This window comes from Malaciobacter halophilus (assembly GCF_002837275.1).
Classification (GTDB): Bacteria; Campylobacterota; Campylobacteria; order Campylobacterales; family Arcobacteraceae; genus Malaciobacter; species Malaciobacter halophilus.
In genome coordinates this window covers 109,124-130,180 of the sequence record NZ_NXIF01000007.1, presented here as the reverse complement: position 1 = coordinate 130,180, position 21,057 = coordinate 109,124, and the positions used below count along the sequence as shown (strand labels likewise).

Here is a 21,057-nt window from a genome sequence, read left to right as displayed (position 1 = left end):
ATATACTTGTTCCTTTACACTATTTTGTTTTTAATAATATGATTACCAATATAGTAAAAAAAGCAAAAAAAATGTAAACAAAAAGAGAGTTTAATAAAAAAAATTAATAGAATTTTTTCTTTTTTTTATATTTAGTAAAGTGTATATTTTCATAAAAACAAAGGTAAGAATATGCAATTTAATATAACTCCTGCACAAGTAGGAACTAGACCTCCTGTAAATCTTCCTGACCCTAGATTTTTAGAAGTTTTAGGAGAAGAAAAAGTAAGAGAATTAGTATCTAAGCACTATGATTTATTAAGACAAAGTGATATAAAAGGACTCTTTCCTCCTACAGATGAAGGCTTTGAAAAAGCAAAAGAACATTCAGCTGATTTCTTTATTCAAATTTGTGGTGGGCCAAAATATTTCAATGAAAAAAGAGGTGCACCTATGATGGCTGCAAGACATAGTCCTTTTAAAATAAATCAAGAAGCAAGACGAATTTGGTTAGAAAGTTATGCAGTAGTACTTGCCCCTCTTGATATTGAAGATGATATAAAACAATCTTTTTGGAACTATATAGATATTTTTTCTATTTGGATGATGAATAGTAATGAAAACTAAGCTTTTTGCTTAGTTTCCAATAGCTAAAGCATATAAAACCATACAGTTATCTTCTATAAATTCGCAAACCTCATCATCATAGTATGCTCCAATACCACTACAACCATAACCTAAATAATTTGAAACCAAATATAGTCTATGCCCAATAATTCCTGCTTTTTGATAAGCTTCTTGATAATTTTTTGACTTTGTTGTCAAAAAAAACGTTACAGCACTATCTTTTCCTAAATTTTGCTCCAAACACAAATATCCAGCTTTTACTTTAAAATCACTTTGCTTTATATATTTATTATCTTTATATAAACCAAGAGGCATAGAAACAACCCTATTTATCACACAATATATATCAATTTGCTCATCACAATCGCTTGTAATTGGTTCATTTAATACTTCTAATATTTTAAAAAACTCATTTTTATTTATTGATTTTGAGCTAAAATCTCTAATTGAACGTCTTTTAAAAACTATTTGTTTAAATATATCTTTATGAAAAAAGAATTTAGGTTTACTATTTTCTATTTTTTTATCTTTAATACATAATGAATCATCATAAGCTTTTTTTATCAACTCATTTTCTTCAAAGTAATAAGTACCATCTACTTTTGGTAAATTTAAAGAAACAGTTTTTTCTACTTTATTAGAAGAGTTTGTTCCAACTACAACACTTGCTTGAAAAAACTCTTTTTCATCTACAAAATTAAATAGTTCATTTAAAGCTTTTTTATTAAAATCATATACTATTTCATAATCTTTTTCATGTAAATAACAACTAGCTTCTAAACTACCTAATATATGCCCACTATCCAATAAACAGTACCTAAAAGCCCTATTTTTATACTTCCATGATGACCTATAATATAAAGAAGAGATAAAAAATATAAAACCATTAATTTGATAATTCTTATTTATTAAAGGTTCCACACCTTCACTTTCAATCTTTTTTAATAAAGTAATACTAGAACTTTTTATATCAAAATGATAAATACCATCTTGTATATTTTCATTATTTCTACTTTGAAAATATATCTCATTTGGATAAAGAGCTCCTGCACTTGGATTGATTCTAAGATAATACTCAATATTTGGATATACTTTTTTTGCACTAAGACCTGCAATATAGTATAAAAAGCTATGATTAGAAAAATCTAAATCTAACTCATACTTTTCATAATCATCATATGATTTAAAAACCATTGGTTGATTTTCCCAACTTAACCTATTTGGGTAGTTTCTAACTGAAAAGTATGAGTGCTTTGTTTTTAGATGATATTGAAAAAATTCATCAAATCTCATCTACTATCTTTTAGTTGTATTAATACCTGGATTTTGTTCTGTTCCAACATAATCATCAACTTGGCTATTGTTATACTTAAAACTTGCATATATTGCACCTATGATTAAACCTATTGCAATAACTAATCTAATAGTATTTCTTTTGCTTTTAGACTCATTTCCATCATAATCATCAATTTTATGCATACTTAATTCGTCATCTTCATATCTACTCATAATATGACTCCTTTTATTATTAAAGCAAATATAACTAACACTCTCTTAAGTAAAAGGCCATAAGTTTAAGTTATGATACTTTTTAAACTTATATTTATAATATACACTATTATAAGTGTATATTATATTGTAGAAACCATTAGTTGGTTTACTGTTGCAACTATATCTTTTATATCTTTTTCCTCTTTTGTCATAAATACATCAAGATGATCTCTTAATTTATAAAAAGTATCTTTTTCATTTGCAACAAAATTTGTAAAAGCAAGTTCTGGCGCTTCATTTACTCTTTGAAAATCTAAAACTTTTTCTGTATAGTGTACAACAATATGGTCAATAAACTGTAAAACCTGATTTCTTAGTATAACATCGTTTTTTGAATGAATTCTTAATTTATTTAAAGATACTATAATCTCTAAAATATTAAATTCATGGATTAATTGATAAAACAACACTATTACATCTTTAAAAGAGTGCTGTGTATTCTCTTTTATTACTATTGCTGCAATTGCAAATCTTAAATAGTCTATAACACTAAAAAATAGATTAAATTGTTCATCTTCTGGTATTAGCTCTTCTACTTTTTGAGTATGAATTTGTGCTAATTGAGAGAAAAGTTCACCTTTATGGTCTAAAATATGAGCTGAATCGACTTGGTTTTTATTTAAATACTTAACCATCCATTTAGTACTTGTATAAAGTATATACTCTAACTTACTAATTAGTTTATACTGTTTTTCAATACCCATAATATAATCTTGTGAGTAGATTTTATCTCTTATCTCTTTTGAACCAAACAACTGTTTTACAATCAAATAAGATTTTATTTTTAGTAAAAACTTTTCAACTCCTAACTTTTCAAAATCTCCTACAAAAGTACAGCCTTGAGAGTTTATAATAATATCTGCCATTTTAGTAGCAATAATCTCTCTTTTTAAAGGATGTGTAATTATCTCATGTTCATAAGCTCCAACAAAAGATTTAGGAAAATATCTATATAAATACTGTATTGCAAACTGCTCATCCACTAAAGTAGATTCTAAAAGTAGTTTTTTTATAAAGATTTTAGAGTAAGATAAAAGTGAACTTAAAACAGGTCTAACTATTGCGCCTGTAATATCTACAATATCCTCTAAATTCTCATTTTTAGGTATATAAAAATCGTGTCTGTTAAAAGCAATTACATTTTTTTCTAAAATTTCAATTGTTTTAATAAAATCATTTTTATATTTTCTTGATAATCTCTCATCCATAGATATAACTAAAGCTTGGTCATAATTATTTTGCAATACTAAGTTTACAACTTGGTCTGTCAAACTATGAAGTGTACTTTTAGCTTCATTTTCACAAAGAAGACCTTGGTCTTTTATTGTATTTAATAAAATTTTTAAGTTTACCTCATGGTCAGAGGTATTAACGCCACCTGCATTATCAATACCATCAATATTTATTTTTCCACCACTTAAAGCATACTCAATTCTTGCTTTTTGTGTAAAACCTAGATTTCCACCTTCACTTACTATTCTAGCTTTTATATCAGTAGCATCAACTCTTACAGCCTCATTTTGCTTATCTCCAATATCAATACTATTTTCATCACTAGCTTTTACATAAGTTCCAACTCCACCATTAAATAGTAAATCTACATTCATAGTAAGAAGTTTTACACAAAGTTCCTCACCACTAAGAGCTTTTTTATTAGTTCCAATTAATTTTTTAATTTCAGGTGTTAAAATAATCTCTTTTTCACTTCTTAAAAATACTCCTCCACCTTTTGAAATTTTTGTTTTATCATAATGTCCCCAATTTCCTTGTTTAGATTCAAAAAGTCTTTTTCTCTCTTCATAACTAACTTTAGCATCTGGATTTGGGTCTATAAATATCTCTTTGTGACCAATTGCAGCAAGAAGTATAAACTTATCTGATTCTAGCATTCCATTTCCAAAAACATCACCACTCATTGAACCAAGACCCATTACAGTAATTGAGTCTTTATAAATATCAATTCCCTCTTCTATAAAAAATCTTTTTGTTGACATTAATGAACCGCGAGCAGTAATTCCTAAATCTTTATGACCATAACCATTTGAACCACCACTTGCAAAAGCATCACCTAGCCAATATCCCCTATTTATTGCTATTTCATTTGCCACATCACTCATAGCAGCAGTTCCTTTATCTGCAGCAACTACAAAATATGCATCCTCTTCATCATAAGCTACAATATTCTCATCTCTTACAATTTTTCCATTTTGCATATTATCTACTAAATCTAAGTTTGCATGAATATATAAAGAGTAAATATGCTCAAAATACTCTTTTGTAACTTCAGTAGTATCTTTATTTATTACAAATCCACCCTTTGAACCATCCGGTATAATAATAGAGTTTTTCCCCTCTTGTGTTATCATAAGTGATTTTACTTCTTGTCTATAATCTTCGTGTCTATCACTCCATCTAAGTCCACCTCTTGAGATTTTACTCATTCTTAAGTGTACTCCATAAAAATCTGTATGATATATAAAGTTTTCCAAATTTGGTTGTAAACCTCTTAAATTTTCAGCAAAAGATTTAGTATTTATTTTAAAAGCAATTGTCTGTTTATTTAAAAAGTAGTTGGTTCTTAAAAGTGATTTTAGTAATGATAAAGTAAGTTTCAAAACTTTATCATCTATAATTTGAGGAATAATTTTTATTTTTTCCTCTATTTGTTCTTCTAAAGAGTCTAACTCTTGCTTTCTTTTTGATTTTATTTTTGGGTCGAATTTTTTAAAGAAATAATCAATAAATAGATTTGCAATTTTGTGATGTGTAGTTAATGTAGTTAAGATTGTATCACTATTTAAAGTTAAAACTGCTTGGTCTAAATACTCAATAAAAGATTTTAATAACTGAACTTTTCTAACAGTAAGGTTTTCCAATAATACTAAAGAGAAAAGTTTTGAGTGAGAAACCGTGTCATCTTTTAAAGTTTGAGTTATCACTTTTTCTAGATTATCTTTAGCCCTTTTAACTATATTTACGTCTTTTATATGAAGATTAAATCTACTTACATAAACACTTTCTGACTTACTTGAGATATTATAAGTTACTTCATCTATTATCTCAAATCCAATATCATGTAAAATAGGTGTGATTGTAGACAAATACAGCTGTTTTGTAGAGAAGATTTTAATATAGTTTGTATCACTATTTTCAAGTATTTGTGTTATTATCCCCTCATTTAACACCTCTTGAAAAAACTTATCTGAAACCTTTAAATCCTCTTTTGTTAATAGCTGAGAGCAAACAGCTTCAATATCCGAAGTAGCCATAGTTCTTCCTTTACTTATAGGTTATAAAGATTATCTATTAACAAACTTTATATGTAACTTAAACTATAGTTACTTTTAAATAAGATACAAAATTAGTTTAAAAATTACTTTTTGTAATTAAGATTTATTTTATGCTTTTATATCTTCAACTTTTGCATCTAAAATTTTTTGTAATTTAACTGCACTTAATTCAATATCAAGACCTCTTTTACCTCCACTTACAAATATAGTTTCAAAATTTAAAGCGCCACTATCAATAACCGTAGGAAGTAATCGTTTTTGACCTAAAGGAGAGATTCCTCCTACTAAATATCCAGTAACTTTTGAAGCTTCATTTTTATCTGCCATAACTACTTTTTTTTCACCTAAAGCATTGGCTACTTTTTTTAAACTGAGTTGATTTGCAACAGGTACAACTGCAACTGCGAGCTTTTTAGGCGCTATTTCAACAAGCAAAGTTTTATAAACTCTATTTGCATCTAAATTTAATTTTTCTACAGCTTCATTTCCAAAATCTGTGTTATTTGTATCATGTTCATATTTATGTATTTTAAAATCACATCTATTTTTTTTCAAAATATTTATTGCTGGCGTCATAAGCTAAAAACTCCTTTTATATTTATTGTATGCTTATTTGAAAAATATGTGATATTTTAGCACCTTTTAACTCAAAACTTAAATAATTTAGCCTATGAAGAGCAACTTACATGACTAATACCTGCGATTCCAAAAAGAGTTAAAGGTTTTTTACTGTAATACTCTCTTTGAATATCTTTACTATTTTCAATATATGGATTTGTCATAATTTTTTGTAACTGTTTTACTAATTCATAGTTACCTTTTTGTGCTTGTTTATAAGCTTCCACTAAATGCCATTCTCGTAAAATATATTTTGGATTAACTGTTTTCATCTTATTTGAGAGTTTTAAACTAGAGTCTTCTAAATTATTATCAATTTTTGCTCTCCATTTTTCTAGCCATTTATTCCACTGGGATTTAAGATTTTCATTTACATTAGAAGCATCATAAAAACTTATTTTTATATCTTCAACACTACTAGGTATATTTGATAGTTCTCTGAAAAATATTGTATAATCAACTTTAGTTTTAATCATTAAATTCATAAGTTCATTAAAAATCTCAGAATCAAACTTATCAAGTCCTAATTTACTTGCCCACATATTATCAAGTTTTGTTTTCATCATTGAAAAAAAGCTATTTTGAATATATTCAAGCTCTTTTAAACTTTTTGAATCTGAAGCTAATAAAGGTTTTAATGAGCTACAAAATGATTCAAAATTCTTTTTTGCAGCATTTGGTTGATTAAAAAATGAAAAATGTACTCCACCATTAGTCCATGGCTGATATGAGGGATTAAACATTTCAATAAATCCAAAAGGGCCATAATCTAAAGTAAACCCTCCTGCTGCACAGTTATCACTATTAAAATTACCTTGGCAGTAGCCAACTCGTATCCAATTAGCAACTAAAGAAGTAAGTCTATTTTTAAACTCTTGTGCTAATAGTATTACTTTTTGTTCTAAATTTAAATCACTATTTATTTCACTATTGTATTCTCTATTAATTAAATGTAAAACAAGCTTTTCTAACTCTTCGTACGCTTTTTCATGTTCATTTTTTCTTGCTCTTCTAGCAAAAAGCTCAAGTTGCCCAACACGTATAAATGATGATGCAACTCTTGTAGTAATTGCAACATCTTCTTCTATCATAACTTCTGCCTCTTTTGAATAAGAGTTATTATTAAACCAAGGTCTTTTTACTTGCTCTTTTGTAGTTGTAAATAGACATAAAGATCTTGAAGTAGGAACTTTTAACGAATGCATATGCTCTTGAGCTATAAACTCACGAACACTTGAACGTAATACCGCTCGTCCATCTGCTCCTCTACAATATGGAGTTCTTCCTGCTCCTTTTAATTGAAACTCCCATCTTTTATTATTTATTACTGCTTCTAAAATAGAAATAGCCCTACCATCTCCATATGCATTGCCTGTTTGAAAAGGGCATTGAGTATAATACTCTGTACCATAAATAGATAGTGCATATCCAGTAGCCCACCCTATTTTTTTCATTCCACTTGGTAGAGTTGACATATCTGCTGAAAACATTTTAATAAATTCATTAGAGTTTATTAAACTTTTTGTAAATCCTAACTCTTTACAAAAATCTTCACTATAAGAAACATACAAAGGCTTTTTAAGAGCAGTAGGCTCTACTAAAACATAATGACCACTAAAAACTTGTCTTGGTGTTTTATTGTCTTCATTTTGTTCTAAATTAGGTTCACAGTTAAGCTCTTCTAAAAAAGAGTAATCAGTTAATTTTGCAAGTTCATCAAATGTGTTTATATTTTTCATTGTATTATAATCCATTATTTTTATTTATTAAGATTTTTAACATAACTATTTAAAATACATAGAAAACATAAGAGTTAAAACTTTTTATTAAGTCAAAAATAAACTTATACTTTTAAGAACTTTTTCTTTATATATGTTAAAATCAATTTTTAATTTACATAAAGGTGCTTTACGTGTCAATTTACGCATTACAATCACTTGCAGGTGGTTTTTTAGATGAAGACTTAGAACATTTTAATAAAATCTTTGATGATTGGTGTATTCAATTTGATAGTTATGAAGATGCTATGAATATATTACAAACTCTTGAAAATGAACAAACTATTGATATAGTTGAAATAACACCACTTAGTTATCCAAAATATTTTTTTAATTCTCTTCAAGGTACAATTTATACGACAAGAGAAGTTGATAATAAGATTATTTGTGTTGTTGAACCTTTTATAGGTTCAAGTTTTAGAATTGCAATATGTGATTTAAAAACTAAGCAAGTAAAATTAACAAAAACAAGATATAAAAGTATTCCAAATATTGAAAATGCTTTTGCTAATTTTGGTGATACTGAATAATTCACTAAGTAGATTATATATTAAAAGATAATATTTAGGAGTATATTTCAAATGAATAGATTAAATAAAAACTCTTTAGAATCATTAGAGTATTTAAAAAAGTTATGTGAAAAAGAGATTATATCTTGGCCTATAGATTTTGAGTTTTATCAAGTTAGTAAAGAAGAGTTAAACCAAACCTTTAAATATTGGTTTGGCAATGAAACTTGGTCATCTTGCAATGATAGTTTTATTCAGTTTGGTAAGGATGCAAGTGGCTCAATGTTTCTTTTATGGTTTTACCCAAAACTAAAAACAGAACCACCTGTTGTTTTTATGGATTCAGAAGGTGAGGCTTATCTTGTCTCTTCTTGTATTACAGATTTTATTAAACAATTAGCTTCAGGTTATCTATTTTTTAATAACTCATGGATAGAGCTTAGCTTAAAAGAGAAAAAAGAGTTAAATTGGGAACTTTTAAAAGAAGAAGTAAATGAGCACTTTGGTGTTACAAATATAAACCCACAAGAATTAACTCAAATTGCAAAATTAAATCATCCTAATTTTTCTGATTGGGTTAAAAGTAAAATTTAATAGAACAAATAATTTAATAGGAAAATATATGTCTTATAGAACTTTAAAAGAAGAGATAAAAATATTAGAACTAGGTTTACCTCCTTCTAAAAATGATGGTTTTATTGGTGGAAAATTAGACCCTAAAGAAGCAAGTTTAATTTTACTTCCTGTTCCTTGGGAAGCAACTGTTTCATTTAAAGAAGGAACAGCAAAAGCTGCTGATGCTATTAGACTTTCAAGTCATCAACTAGATTTAGAAACATTTCATTATATCAAGCCATATACAGCTGGAATCGCTATGCTTGAAACAAGTAAAGATTTATTAAAACTAAATAATAAAGTTAGAAAAAAAGCTTTAAAAGTAATTCAAGCACTTGAAGAAGGGAAAGTAAAGAAAAAAGCCTTAAACTTTGTAAATGAATCTTCTAAAATCTTAAATGATTCTGTTTATAAAAAATCAATCAAGCAAATCAAAAAAGGTAAATTTGTAGCAGTTGTAGGAGGAGAACACTCTTGTCCATTTGGACTTATCAAAGCTTTAAATGATACTCAAGATGAAAATTTTGGTATTTTGCATGTTGATGCACATCATGATTTAAGAAAAGCATATGAAGGCTTTATATATTCCCATGCTTCTATTTTTTACAATGTCATGAATGAGTGTGACAAGGTTTCAAAACTTGTTCAAATAGGAATTAGAGATTATAGTAATGAAGAGGCTTTGAGAATAAAAGAGTATGGGAAAAAAGCCAATTGTTTATATGATACACATATGCAACAAGAGCTTGCATGTGGAAAATCGCTAGAAGAGGTATATTTTCCCTTTATTGAGCAACTTCCACAAAATGTATATTTATCTATTGATATTGATGGTTTAGAACCACTTAACTGTCCAAATACAGGAACACCAGTTCCAGGAGGACTTAGATATAGCCAATTAGAACATCTTATTTATATGGTAGTAAAAAGTGGTAGAGATATAATAGGATTTGATTTATGTGAGGTAGGAGTTAGCAAAAACGACTGGGATGAAAATGTTGGTGCAAGAATTTTATACCATCTTAGTGCAGCTTTATTAGCAAGTCAAAATAAAATATCGTATAAATAAAATAGTAAATCTATCTCTTAAAAAATAAAAAGATAGCAACTAAGCTATCTTTTTATTTATGCAAATGCTGGTTCTAAGAAAGGAATAATTTGTTTTTTTCTTGATAAACAACCATCTAACCAAACTTTATTATCTTCTAATTTTACATCAAATGCTTTTTCAAATACAGAAGAATCAGATGAAGAAACAAGTACTTCAGAACCCTCTTTCATAATATCAGTTAAAAGTAAACATGCAGTATGCAAGTTATTCTCTTCTCTTAACTTATCTAAATCAGCTTGTAACTCAGTTTTGATTGAATCAAAAATAGATAAATCTACAACTTCTAATTGACCAATACCAACTGCACTTCCATGCATATCAAATGGTTTATAATCTCTTAAAATCAAATCTCTAACAGGAACACCTTCAACTGCTGATTTTACTTTAAACATCTCCATACCAAGTGCACCAAAGTCTTCAATACCTGCAATAGAAGCAAGTTCTCTTACAACTTCAATATCAAGTGGTGTACAAGTTGGTGATTTAAAAATTACTGTATCAGAAAGAATTGCACAAAGCATAACACCAGCAATATTTGCAGGAATTTCAACTTTATGATAATCATACATCTCTTTTACAATTGTATTTGTACAACCAACTGGTCTAATCCAACATTCAAGTGGTGCTGAAGTAGTTAAATCACCTAATTTATGATGGTCAACAATACCAACAATAGTAGCTTCATCTATATCTTTTGGAGCTTGTCCTCTGTCAGAATAATCAGTTATAAAAATCTCTTCACCAGCAAATTCAGTTTTAAGCTCAGGTGCTTCAAAACCAAATCTATCCAAAATAAATTGAGTCTCTGGAGAAACTGGCCCTTGTCTAGCAGGAGTTGCTTCACGCCCTATTTTATTTAATAAATAAGCTAATGAAATAGCCGAACAAATTGAGTCTGAATCAGGAGTTGTATGTCCACATGTATAAATTGCCATAAAAATATATCCTTTTAATATCTCTTTTAAAGAGATTATATAGTTTGTTATTAAGCATAAATAACACAAAAAGTTTGTTGTGTTTTGAATTTTGTGATTTTATCTAAAGTTTTGTTATGTTAGTTTTAAACAAGTATATTACAATTACTTGTTATAATCACTATTATAAAAAGGAGTTAATATGATTAGTAAAGAGTTACAAGAAGCATTAATAGAACAACTAAATAAAGAGTATCACTCTGCATATATCTATCTTGGTATGAGTGCATACTGTTCAAAAGAGGGCTTTAATGGAGCTTCAAATTGGTTTTTAATTCAATATCAAGAAGAAGTTGCTCATGGGATGAAACTATTTAAATATCTTGAAGACCAAGATGTTGAGATTAAGCTTCCTTCAATTGATGAAGTAAAAGTTGAGTATAAATCTTTACTTGATGTATTTAAAAAATCCCTTGCACATGAACAAAAAATGAGTAAAAATTTAAATGTTTTAAGTGATTTAGCTATGAAAGATAAAGACCATGCTACTTATAATTTACTTCAATGGTATGTAACAGAACAAGTTGAAGAAGAAGCAACAGTAAAAGAGATAATTGACCATATTAAACTAGTTGGAGATAACGGATACGGTTTATATACAATAGATAAAGAGTTAGGCGCAAGAGTTTTTAATGACCCAACTGCTTAGAATAAGAGGATTAAATCTCCTCTTATTTAAATTATTTTTGTGGTTTTAAGAATTTTTTCAACCACTTATCTGCTTCTTTTATAGATTCAAATTTTTGAGATTTTGCAACTTGATCTTGCCCTTCATAAAATCTAACTCTAATTCCATCTTCTACGTGGTCAATCTTTGTTCTAGTGATTTTTGCTAGATTTAAGTAAACTCTATCATTTAATTTAACAAACATTGGCTTTCCTTTTTTTTTATTATTTGTCAATTATATCTAATTTTAGATAAATACTGTAACAATAACTTTAATTGCTAAAAGAGATAGTAATATTTTTAATAAATTTCTAAACTTTTTACCATCAATTTTATCTCTTAATTTTGTACCTGCATAACTTCCTGCAATAGCACCACTAATCATAAAAACAAGTAACCATATATAATCAAAAAAAGCAAATCCAAAAAATATAAAAACAAAAACTTTAAAAATATGTGTAATTCCCATAAGTGCAGCTGCTGTTGCTACTACTTTATCTTTTTCTTCAAAATCTTTATATAAAAGGGTCATAGTCAAAGGGCCAGTTGCACCTACAACTAAAGATAAACCTGTTTGAAAAAAACCAATTATAAAATAACTTTCAAATCTTTTTATTTTTTCATTAAACTTCTTTGACCATAAAGAAAGAAGTATATATAAACCAATAAATAAAGGTACATAATCTAAAGAGATATAATATATAACAGAAGAGATTAATGCAATACCTAAAAGTGAGCCTAGTAAAAATTTTGGTATTACTTGATATTGAACATCTGCATAACCAAAGACTGCCCTACTAAAATTACTTGACATTTGGGTAAGTCCATGAACTGGAATCAATGCATTAACAGGTAAAAAAGAGGGCAAAATAGCAATTAGTATCATTCCCCCACCAAGTCCAACAACACCTGCAATTGTCGAAGTAAAAAAAGTAATTATTCCTAAAAAAATCTCTGTTCCCATGCTCTTCTCTATTTTAAAATGAAGAGTAAAATAACAAAAATTCACTTATAAATAAAAAAATTTTAAAAACTAAAGTAGATTATTTTTATGTATTAAAGCTAAATTTATTCTCTATTTTTTTAGAAATAAAAGAAATGGCATAAGTCATTATAAAATAAAATAAGCCTAATGTTAAATATATTTCAAAAGGCTCATAAGTTCTTACATATATCAATTGTCCTGCTCTTGTTAGTTCTGTAATAGACAACACAGAAACTAAAGAGCTATCTTTTAAGATAGAAGCATAAGTATTGGTAAGAGAAGGAAGAGTTAATCTTAAAGCTTGAGGATAAACAATATAAATTAACATATGTAAATTATTCATTCCTAATGATTTAGCAGCCTCATACTGACCTTTTGAAATACCTTGCACACCTGCTCTTACGATTTCAGACATATAAGCACCAAAATTTAAGGATAAACCCAAAATAGCAGCTTCATGACTTGTCATTGAGATACCAATTTGGGGTAGTCCATAATAGATAAAAAATAGTTGTATTAATAAAGGCGTACCTCTAAAAATCTCAATATATGAACTTAAAATCATATTTAAAGTCCAGTGTATTTTATAACTTCTTAAAGTTCCTATTATAACCCCAATTGCTAATGCAATTAAAAAAGATACAAAAGATAGGTATATTGTAAGCCATGAAGCTTCAAATAAAAACCCTAAGTTATCATAAACTACACTAAAATTCATCTATTTTACTTCCAACCACTTTTGTACTAATTTATCATACACACCGTTTGCTCTTAGTTTCTCAAGGGCCATATTTATATCTTTTGTTAGTTTATCTTGACCTTTTTTCATAACTGCAACTAATTGTGCAGGAGCTAATTTATCTACAATTTTATACTCATTTTTAAAATTTTTTTGCTTTGTTGCATATGCATAACCTACTACAACTGCATCAATTCTTTGATGTTTTAAATCCAAAAAGGCTTCAGGGTTATAGTTGTATCTTGCAACTCTTTTTAATCCAGTTAATTTATCTACTATTTGTTCACTTCCACTTCCAAGTTGTACACCAACAACTTTTCCTTTTAAATCCTCTTTTGTCTTGATACTATTATTGTCTTTTTTTACAACAACAACATCATTTAATAAAAAGTAAGTATTTGATAAATTTACATTATTTACACCTGCTTCTTGTCTACTCATAGCACTTAAAATCACATCATACTGATTTGTTTTTAATCCACCTAATAAAGCTTGCCACTCTGCATCTTTTATTACTATTTTTCTATTTAGAACTTTTCCTATCTCTTTTGCTAAATCAACATCAAAACCTACAATTTCTCCACTTTTAGCATCCCTTGATTCAAATGGGGGATAAGCAGCACAAAGTCCTACTGTTATCACATCATCATTTGCATGTGCAAATAGTGTAAAACAAAATAAAAATCCTGCAATAAACTTTTTCATTATAATTCCTTAAGTATATTCTGCACTGAGGCAGTTGGGTTAGCTTCATTTATTGCGTAAAAATCTAAATGAAGTCTATTTTCAATTAATAAGTTTTCAAAAACCTCCATAAAAACACCTTTTTCTTCCACTTTATTTAATGAATTTAAAATATTTTCTAAAGAGAAGTTTTCATCAATCTCACCTTCCCAATTGCAAGCTTTACAAGTATGATTAATTCCACAACTAGGACTACCATCAACTCCAATACATCCAGAGATTTCATAATTATTATTAGTATAATCAAGTAATTGTTGAATAATTGGTTCTAGTAAAGTTTCGCAATGTTTACGAAAATAAGGAGTATCAAACTGCTGCTTAACTTGTCCCCACCTTTTTACACCATAAGATAGTAATTCAGGACAAGGAAGTTGAATAAAGCCATAACCTTTTTGTATTAAAGGAGTTACAAGTTCTTGTAAACAACCACCATAATTAGCAATTTTATTTACTTTTGAGTTTACATTAAAAATACAGTGACTTAAAAGAAGAATTTTTTTATTTCGGTGCATAAAAAACCTTATTAATATTAGTTTTTAAAGCACATGACAAGAATAGCATAATTGTCGTTCCAAACCTTGGAAATCGCTTAATTTTAAAATGTAGATTTTATATGTTTTGTTCTTAAAATTTCATAAAAATAATAAAGTTAGGACTTTTTATTTATATGTTTTAGACATCTATTTATTCTATTTTGTACTGTAAGGTAAGAGTTAGCATTTGCATGACAACTTTTTTTGTCTTTTTTAATATTTAAGTTAATATCATTAATAATAGCTTTAAAGTCATCACTTTTACTATATCTATTATTTTTATTTAAAATATAAACAAATACTTTATTATTTGATTTTAAACAGATTTTATATTTTGATTTATCTTTTGAATTGAATTTAAGTTCAGTTTTAGAAGCAAAAAAACAGTATGCACTTGATACAAAATCTTCTTTTACATCATGATATAGATTCATATTGTATTTAAAGTTTAAATTTTCTGTTTTATTTTTACCTTGAAAAATATAAAAGTTTGCATTCATAGCTATTTTATTGAAACTGTTAGAGTTCGCATTTACATTTAATAAAGCTAAAAATAGTAAAATAATGAGTTTCAAAAAAAATCCTAAATTAAATATTTTGCAATTATAGAAAATAATTTTTATGTGATATAAAAAAATATTTATTAATAGTTTTTTTTTATAAAGAATTAATAAAGGAGTATAATGGATATTTTTCAATGGATAGGCTTTGTTGGGATGTCTTTTGTAGTAGCTGCATATCTATTTTTGCAACTAGACAAATATGATATACATTCAATTCAATATCAAATATTAAATTTAGTTGGTGCTATACTATTACTTATCTCACTATGTGTTCATTTTAATCTTGGTTCTTTTATAATTGAAGTATTCTGGATTGCTATTACAATCTATGGAATATTCAAAAATTTAAGGAAAAGAAAAAATGAAAAAATCAATACTTTTAATCCTTAGTATTTCAATGCTTAGTTTTGCTAATACTTATGGCAAAATTGATATGCATGGAGGCAAAGGTGACTCCTTACTTGGTGATAATAATAAAAAAACAACTTCATCTTTTAATAACTCTTTTAATAGTTTTTCAAAACAAACAAAACAGATAAAAAAAGATGAAAAAAGTAAAAATACTAAACAAAAAAACAGTAGTAATAAAAGCAATAACAAGTAATATATTAAACAAAATAAGGAATTAAATGCAAAAATATAGATTTATTTCGTGGAATGTAAATGGAATTAGAGCCGTAGATAGAAAAGAGGCTTTAAAATGGATAGATAAACAAGATGTTGATATTTTAGGATTACAAGAGATTAAAGCAGAAGAGAATCAAATCCCTAAATCAATATTTGAAAAAGAGTATAAATTTAAGCATATAAATCCTTGTAGTATTAAAGGACGTTCAGGAACTGCACTTTATAGTCAGATTGAACCTTTTTTTAGTGATAATTGCTTAGAAGTAGATGTGCTAAAAGAAGGAAGAATAAACGAAGCACATTTTAATTTTAATAATAAAAAGATTGCATATTTTAATGTATATTTTCCAAATGGACAAAGTTCAGATGAAAGATTGGATTATAAAATGCAATTTTATGATAGATTTTTAAACTATTGTCAAAAACTAAGAGAAGATGGATTTTCTATTATAGTTTGTGGTGATGTTAATACAGCACATACACAGATTGATATTGCAAGACCAAAAGCGAATGAAAAAACATCAGGTTTTTTACCTATGGAAAGAGAATGGATTACAAAGTTCTTAGAACATGGATATATTGATACTTTTAGACTAATCAATGGTCAAATAAAAGACAAATATAGCTGGTGGAGCTATAGAGCAAATGCAAGAGCAAATAATGTTGGCTGGAGAATTGACTATTTTTATGTAAGTGAAGATTTAAAACATAACATTAAAGATGCTTTTATTTTAGATGATTATATGGGAAGTGACCACTGCCCTATTGGTATAGAAATTGAACTATAAAAAAAGGGATGAAAGATAACCTTTCATCCCCTTTAAGACTCTAAGCTTTAAAATAATTGATTTAATTAAAATCTATTATTAAAGTTTCTTTTTGGTCTCTCTTCTCTTGGTCTAGCCTCATTGATTTTAAGAGTTCTTCCTTCGAATTCTTTCCCATTTAATTCATCAATAGCACTTTGTCCAGCAGTATTGTCTTCCATTCCAATGAATCCAAAACCTTTTGCTCTTCCAGTCTCTCTATCAGTAATAATTTTAACAGAACTAACTTCTCCATACTGAGCAAATAGTGCTCTTAAACTCTCTTCTGTAGTCCCATAAGACATATTCCCAACGTAAATTTGCATTTTTTCTTTTCCTTTTATTGTTATATAATTAACGCCCTTTACATAACTTTATTCATATTTGGGAATATAGATATTGCCAGTATAGGTACATTAAATATATTAGTAATTTGATTATACAATAAAAAACTGTTTTTTTAGATAGTTTTTATCCAAAATGAAAGATTTTTTTTAAATTTTTTTTAAACTTACACTAAAAACCACGTAAAAAGTTTGGAATTATGGGCTTTTGAGCCTTTATTACTAAACTTAACTCTTTTATTAATTTTTCTTTATCTTTAGGTAAAGTTCCAGCTAAAGCAAAACTATTAGAAGCATGATTTGAACGAAATATAACTGCATTTTTTGGATTTAAACTAGAAATAAAAGATTTTTGCTCTTTTAACATTTCAATATCATCTAAAGGCTCAAAATCATTATCAAAGCCCTTATAAAAACCATTTATAGAACTATTATCTAGCATAAGCTGTAAAGTAGAAAGATAAGTTATATTTGTATTATTTATTATATTTGAAGTATGTAAAATATGCTCTTTACTATATTTTTTACCACCAATACCTAAAACAACTGTTGCAGAAATCTTCATATTTGCATTGCTTGCTTTATTTAAACCACTTATCATCTTATCATTTGTTATTGGCTTTTTAATCTTTTTTAGAAGTTCATAACTTCCTGTTTCTATTCCATAATAGATTAAACTTAACTTTTTACTTCTTAATAGTTTTAACTCTTCTAGCGTTTTATCATACAAATTAAATGCAGATGCATAAATAGAAACTCTTCTTAATTTTGGAAAATACTCATTTAAAAGATTTAAAATTTCAATAAGCTTTTTAGTTGGTAAAGCTAAAGCATCACCATCTGCTAAAAAGACTCTTTTTGCACTTTTATTATATTTTGCATATATTTTTATATCAGTTAAAATTTCATCTATACTTCTTATTTTAAACTTTTTTGTTTCATACATACTACAAAAACTACATTTATTAAAACTACAACCTAATGTCACTTGAAGTATAAAAGAATAGGCCTCAGCAGGAGGCCTATATAAAGGTTCATCGTAACTAATGAACATCTTTACTCTTCATGCTCTTTTAGTAAGTTTTGAGGAGAACTTTTAATTGATAAATATCTAACTAAAAGTAAAAATATAATTACTACTGATAAAATCATAATATTAAAATTTACAGGACTTGATAACAAAGCATCTACTGATGTTAAATCTTCTGTATTTACTTTTACAACATTTACAATAAACTCTCTTAATGTTAAGATAATAAATGCATCAACTAAGATACTTAATACAACTCTTTGTTCTCTTACAAAATTAATAACAGCTCTTACTATTTCTAAGAAAATTATAAAATAAAGCATATAGATAATAAAATCCATCAATTTATCCATAGAAATAGCTATAATAAATAAAACTGTTGCTACTATAATCTCAATATAGAATTTATCCTTGTAAAAATTTGTAATTCTTCTCATCTTTTATATTACTACCTTTATTTTTAACCATGATTTTGGAATATCTTTTAAGCCGTACTTAGCTGAAAAAATCATAGCTGCTACCATACCTCTTGCACTAGAGTCGCCACCAGCTTTAGCATTTTGTATTAATAACTCTTTTAAATTGTCATACTTAAATAACAAATGTAACACAGATGCAAAACCTTCACTTGTCGCACAAGCAGGACCAAACTCTCTTATTACTTCAAAACTCTCTTTATCTTTTGAATCATAAGCTTTTTTAATATATTCTTGAATATCTAAATCTGATTCATCTTTTAATTGTATAATTGCTTCTTTTATATCCCATTTATCTAATACCTTCAAAAGTAATTTTGCAAAAAATTTACTTGCATTTAAAGATTCTGAACTATTATGGGTTAAAGCTGTAAATAGCTCAACATTATCTAAAAACTCTTTTTTATTATTACTAACTAATAATAGTGGCGCAACTCTTCCTACAATTGATAAATCAGTAGAATCAGAACCTTTTATTTGTTCATTTTTTATAAACTCTAAACTATTTCTTGTTGCTGCATCAATATAACCATTGTAAGCTTGTACTTTTTCAAGCCAATATAAACTATATGCTTTTATATCAAACTTATCTTTCTCTTTTAAAAAATCATATAACCAAAAAGTTTGGTCACCATAATGGGTAAATTCTCCTGCTATTTTACCTTTATGCCAAATAGAACAAGGAGCATTTAACTCATTCCAGTCTATATTTAAAGTTTGAAGTTGTTTCTCATTATAAACCCAATGAGCTCCTAAACTGTATGAATCTGCTACTAATGTACTTAAAACAATATCTTTTACTATTTTTTTATCAAACATATTAAACTCCTATGTTTAAATATTCCAATTTTTATAGTTAGTAAAAGAGGGATATTGCTGTTTAAACTCTTCTTCTTCAAAACTAAATTTATAATTTTCAATATAATCTAGCAAAAGTTCATAAGATTGTTTTAGCTCTTGAAACTTCTGCTCACTTCCTGTTGGCATATCAGGATGATACTTTTTTGAAAGTTTTAAATACTTCTGTTTTAACTCTTTTTTTGAAGTTTTTGTTAATATTCCAAACAAATCAACAGCCTTATCAAAATCCTCTTTATCCATAAACACCTCAATACTAATATCTTTATAGTTTAGATATTACCATAAATTATTTATTTTTAAATTATAAAATTCGACTAATAATAAAACTGCAAATTTTTGTGATATTATATAATAAAAATATAGATTTTATACAAAAAATTAATACTCATCATCAAAATTTTTATTATCTCTTTTTGTTGATAAAGCTAGAGTTATTAAAGATAACACAATTAAAACAATTATAAAAATTACTGCACTTATAATCACAACAACTTGTAAGCTTTTTTTGGATTTCTCTTCCATCTTTTTAATTTTTGCTTCAACATCGTCAATATAAGCTCCTGTTCCAACTATCCAATCCCAAGGCTCAAACTTTTGAACATAAGAGAATTTTGGTTTGGCTTGTTGTTCATTTGGCTTTGGCCACATATAAAGAATTAGTCCACCCTCTTTTTTCTCATTTGCTAAAGTTACAAACTCATTAAAAATATATTGTCCATTTTTATCTTGAAAAGTAGATAAATCTTTACCATTTAATTTAGGAAAAATTGGATGTGTAATCATCTTAGGTTCGCTATTATTTATCCAAAAATAACCATTTTTACCATACCTTATTTCAGAAATAGTTTTTATAGCTTCTTGTTGTAGTTTTTTTGTAACATCTTCTACATAATCACCTGTTCCAATTATCCAATTAAAAGGTTTAAATACCTTTACAAAAGATATTTTCTCTTGTGCTTTTTCAAAGCCTGGTTTTGGCCATAGATAGTCAACAAAACCTTCATCTTGTGTCTTTGCAATATGAACAAAAGCCTTAAAAAGTTGCTTCCCATCTTCATCTTTTCTTTCCATTAAGTTTTGCTGATTTAAATCTGGAAATATTGGATGCATCAACATTACAGCATCAAAATTATTTACCCAAAAATAACCATTTTTACCATATTTTGCTGCTTTTATTGTTTTTAAAAGATGTTTTTTTAAACTCTCTTTACTCATACTATTTTTATGCTCTTCATAGTTATCTTCAAGAATAGAAAAAAGTAAACCCATCTGTTCTGTTAAATGTTTTTGAACCTCTTTTTTTATCTTAATAGGTGAAGTTCTTTGATAAAAAGAGTCTATTGTTTGAATTGTAACTTGAACATAATTTTGAAGTTCTGTTTGTGTTTTTAAATATATATCATGTTTATAATCATCAATATTTGATTTGTTTATTGAATTTATAGTTATGATTGTTCCAATTAAAGAAGCAATAGCTAAAAAGAAAACTACAAATATAGTAATAATTAAAATTTTTGTTTTCATAGAAACATTTATAGTTCCAGTCATAATAATCTCCTAAGATTATTTAACTTTAGTATACTTCAAAAAATTGTTTGTGTCAATTCAGATAAATAGAATTTTGTAGTAA

The 21,057-nt window shown here is 27.0% G+C and carries 26 protein-coding genes; 8 read left to right on the top strand and 18 right to left on the bottom strand.

Going from position 1 to position 21,057, the window contains the following annotated elements:
- Positions 1 to 171 precede the first annotated feature (171 nt).
- On the top strand, positions 172 to 606 hold the full coding sequence (locus CP960_RS02300; protein WP_101183619.1) for a globin domain-containing protein: 435 nt from the start codon (positions 172 to 174) through the stop codon (positions 604 to 606).
- 9 nt (positions 607 to 615) lie between these two features.
- Here the strand turns inward: CP960_RS02300 and CP960_RS02295 are convergent, their stop codons facing one another.
- The 5 genes from CP960_RS02295 to CP960_RS02275 all read right to left on the bottom strand — a co-directional run bounded on the left by CP960_RS02295 (position 616) and on the right by CP960_RS02275 (position 7,804).
- Positions 616 to 1,899 (bottom strand): SagB family peptide dehydrogenase, encoded by a 1,284-nt coding sequence (locus CP960_RS02295; RefSeq protein ID WP_101183618.1) that lies wholly within the window; start codon positions 1,897 to 1,899, stop codon positions 616 to 618.
- 3 nt (positions 1,900 to 1,902) lie between these two features.
- The gene (locus CP960_RS02290; RefSeq protein WP_101183617.1) at positions 1,903 to 2,115 is read right to left on the bottom strand and encodes a hypothetical protein; all 213 of its coding nucleotides are present in this window, start codon (positions 2,113 to 2,115) and stop codon (positions 1,903 to 1,905) included.
- Positions 2,116 to 2,237: 122 nt separating this feature from the next.
- A complete protein-coding gene (locus CP960_RS02285) occupies positions 2,238 to 5,426 on the bottom strand; it encodes an NAD-glutamate dehydrogenase domain-containing protein (RefSeq protein ID WP_101183616.1) in 3,189 nt (1,062 codons plus the stop codon).
- Between the two features lie 129 nt (positions 5,427 to 5,555).
- Complete coding sequence (gene ybaK, locus CP960_RS02280) at positions 5,556 to 6,023, bottom strand: Cys-tRNA(Pro) deacylase (protein WP_101183615.1); 468 nt, start codon at positions 6,021 to 6,023, stop codon at positions 5,556 to 5,558.
- 92 nt (positions 6,024 to 6,115) lie between these two features.
- Positions 6,116 to 7,804: a protein adenylyltransferase SelO family protein gene (locus CP960_RS02275; RefSeq protein WP_191321653.1), complete on the bottom strand. Its 1,689-nt coding sequence runs from the start codon at positions 7,802 to 7,804 to the stop codon at positions 6,116 to 6,118.
- A 173-nt stretch (positions 7,805 to 7,977) separates the two neighbouring features.
- Here CP960_RS02275 and CP960_RS02270 point away from each other — a divergent pair, with 173 nt between their 5' ends.
- The 3 genes from CP960_RS02270 to CP960_RS02260 are packed head-to-tail and all read left to right on the top strand — an operon-like array spanning position 7,978 to position 10,036.
- Positions 7,978 to 8,373: a hypothetical protein gene (locus CP960_RS02270; RefSeq protein WP_101183613.1), complete on the top strand. Its 396-nt coding sequence runs from the start codon at positions 7,978 to 7,980 to the stop codon at positions 8,371 to 8,373.
- 51 nt (positions 8,374 to 8,424) lie between these two features.
- A complete protein-coding gene (locus CP960_RS02265) occupies positions 8,425 to 8,946 on the top strand; it encodes a hypothetical protein (protein WP_101183612.1) in 522 nt (173 codons plus the stop codon).
- 28 nt (positions 8,947 to 8,974) lie between these two features.
- Positions 8,975 to 10,036: an agmatinase family protein gene (locus CP960_RS02260; RefSeq protein WP_101183611.1), complete on the top strand. Its 1,062-nt coding sequence runs from the start codon at positions 8,975 to 8,977 to the stop codon at positions 10,034 to 10,036.
- 56 nt (positions 10,037 to 10,092) lie between these two features.
- On the opposite strand, the gene CP960_RS02255 is transcribed toward CP960_RS02260, so the two are convergent.
- Positions 10,093 to 11,013 (bottom strand): manganese-dependent inorganic pyrophosphatase, encoded by a 921-nt coding sequence (locus CP960_RS02255; protein ID WP_101183610.1) that lies wholly within the window; start codon positions 11,011 to 11,013, stop codon positions 10,093 to 10,095.
- Between the two features lie 181 nt (positions 11,014 to 11,194).
- On the opposite strand from CP960_RS02255, the gene CP960_RS02250 reads away from it, so the two are divergent.
- Positions 11,195 to 11,701, top strand: a complete 507-nt coding sequence (locus tag CP960_RS02250; protein WP_101183609.1) for a ferritin — start codon at positions 11,195 to 11,197, stop codon at positions 11,699 to 11,701.
- Between the two features lie 31 nt (positions 11,702 to 11,732).
- Here CP960_RS02250 and CP960_RS02245 read toward each other — a convergent pair whose 3' ends face one another.
- The 6 genes from CP960_RS02245 to CP960_RS02220 all read right to left on the bottom strand — a co-directional run bounded on the left by CP960_RS02245 (position 11,733) and on the right by CP960_RS02220 (position 15,295).
- Positions 11,733 to 11,924: a sodium-dependent tyrosine transporter gene (locus tag CP960_RS02245; RefSeq protein WP_101183608.1), complete on the bottom strand. Its 192-nt coding sequence runs from the start codon at positions 11,922 to 11,924 to the stop codon at positions 11,733 to 11,735.
- Between the two features lie 42 nt (positions 11,925 to 11,966).
- Positions 11,967 to 12,683 carry a sulfite exporter TauE/SafE family protein gene (locus CP960_RS02240; RefSeq protein ID WP_101183607.1) on the bottom strand — a complete coding sequence of 239 codons (717 nt, stop codon included), beginning with the start codon at positions 12,681 to 12,683 and terminating at the stop codon, positions 11,967 to 11,969.
- Positions 12,684 to 12,768: 85 nt separating this feature from the next.
- Positions 12,769 to 13,422, bottom strand: a complete 654-nt coding sequence (locus tag CP960_RS02235) for an amino acid ABC transporter permease (RefSeq protein ID WP_101183606.1) — start codon at positions 13,420 to 13,422, stop codon at positions 12,769 to 12,771.
- Positions 13,423 to 14,148, bottom strand: coding sequence for an ABC transporter substrate-binding protein (locus tag CP960_RS02230; RefSeq protein ID WP_101183605.1), 726 nt, complete (start codon positions 14,146 to 14,148; stop codon positions 13,423 to 13,425).
- A complete protein-coding gene (locus CP960_RS02225; RefSeq protein ID WP_101183604.1) occupies positions 14,148 to 14,699 on the bottom strand; it encodes a CD3072 family TudS-related putative desulfidase in 552 nt (183 codons plus the stop codon). The genes CP960_RS02230 and CP960_RS02225 overlap by 1 nt, the downstream gene beginning before the upstream one ends.
- Positions 14,700 to 14,836: 137 nt before the next feature.
- On the bottom strand, positions 14,837 to 15,295 hold the full coding sequence (locus CP960_RS02220; RefSeq protein WP_101183603.1) for a hypothetical protein: 459 nt from the start codon (positions 15,293 to 15,295) through the stop codon (positions 14,837 to 14,839).
- Between the two features lie 108 nt (positions 15,296 to 15,403).
- On the opposite strand from CP960_RS02220, the gene CP960_RS02215 reads away from it, so the two are divergent.
- From CP960_RS02215 to xth, 3 genes are read left to right on the top strand one after another with little or no spacing between them, the layout of a single operon-like run.
- Entirely contained in the window at positions 15,404 to 15,673 is a 270-nt protein-coding gene (locus CP960_RS02215; RefSeq protein WP_101183602.1) for a CBU_0592 family membrane protein, read from the top strand.
- Positions 15,645 to 15,887, top strand: coding sequence for a hypothetical protein (locus tag CP960_RS02210; protein WP_101183601.1), 243 nt, complete (start codon positions 15,645 to 15,647; stop codon positions 15,885 to 15,887). The genes CP960_RS02215 and CP960_RS02210 overlap by 29 nt, the downstream gene beginning before the upstream one ends.
- A 25-nt stretch (positions 15,888 to 15,912) precedes the next feature.
- Positions 15,913 to 16,698 (top strand): exodeoxyribonuclease III, encoded by a 786-nt coding sequence (gene xth / locus CP960_RS02205; RefSeq protein ID WP_101183600.1) that lies wholly within the window; start codon positions 15,913 to 15,915, stop codon positions 16,696 to 16,698.
- Between the two features lie 65 nt (positions 16,699 to 16,763).
- On the opposite strand, the gene CP960_RS02200 is transcribed toward xth, so the two are convergent.
- The 6 genes from CP960_RS02200 to CP960_RS02175 form a co-directional block, all read right to left on the bottom strand.
- The gene (locus CP960_RS02200) at positions 16,764 to 17,042 is read right to left on the bottom strand and encodes an RNA recognition motif domain-containing protein (RefSeq protein WP_101183599.1); all 279 of its coding nucleotides are present in this window, start codon (positions 17,040 to 17,042) and stop codon (positions 16,764 to 16,766) included.
- A 190-nt stretch (positions 17,043 to 17,232) separates the two neighbouring features.
- The gene (locus CP960_RS02195; RefSeq protein WP_101183598.1) at positions 17,233 to 18,114 is read right to left on the bottom strand and encodes a radical SAM protein; all 882 of its coding nucleotides are present in this window, start codon (positions 18,112 to 18,114) and stop codon (positions 17,233 to 17,235) included.
- 2 nt (positions 18,115 to 18,116) lie between these two features.
- Positions 18,117 to 18,527, bottom strand: coding sequence for a hypothetical protein (locus CP960_RS02190; protein WP_101183597.1), 411 nt, complete (start codon positions 18,525 to 18,527; stop codon positions 18,117 to 18,119).
- A 3-nt stretch (positions 18,528 to 18,530) separates the two neighbouring features.
- Positions 18,531 to 19,385, bottom strand: a complete 855-nt coding sequence (locus tag CP960_RS02185; protein ID WP_101183596.1) for an ADP-ribosylglycohydrolase family protein — start codon at positions 19,383 to 19,385, stop codon at positions 18,531 to 18,533.
- A gap of 15 nt (positions 19,386 to 19,400) precedes the next feature.
- A complete protein-coding gene (locus CP960_RS02180) occupies positions 19,401 to 19,667 on the bottom strand; it encodes a DnaJ domain-containing protein (protein ID WP_101183595.1) in 267 nt (88 codons plus the stop codon).
- A gap of 138 nt (positions 19,668 to 19,805) precedes the next feature.
- Positions 19,806 to 20,975 (bottom strand): cache domain-containing protein, encoded by a 1,170-nt coding sequence (locus CP960_RS02175; protein WP_101183594.1) that lies wholly within the window; start codon positions 20,973 to 20,975, stop codon positions 19,806 to 19,808.
- Between the last annotated feature and the right edge of the window lie 82 nt (positions 20,976 to 21,057).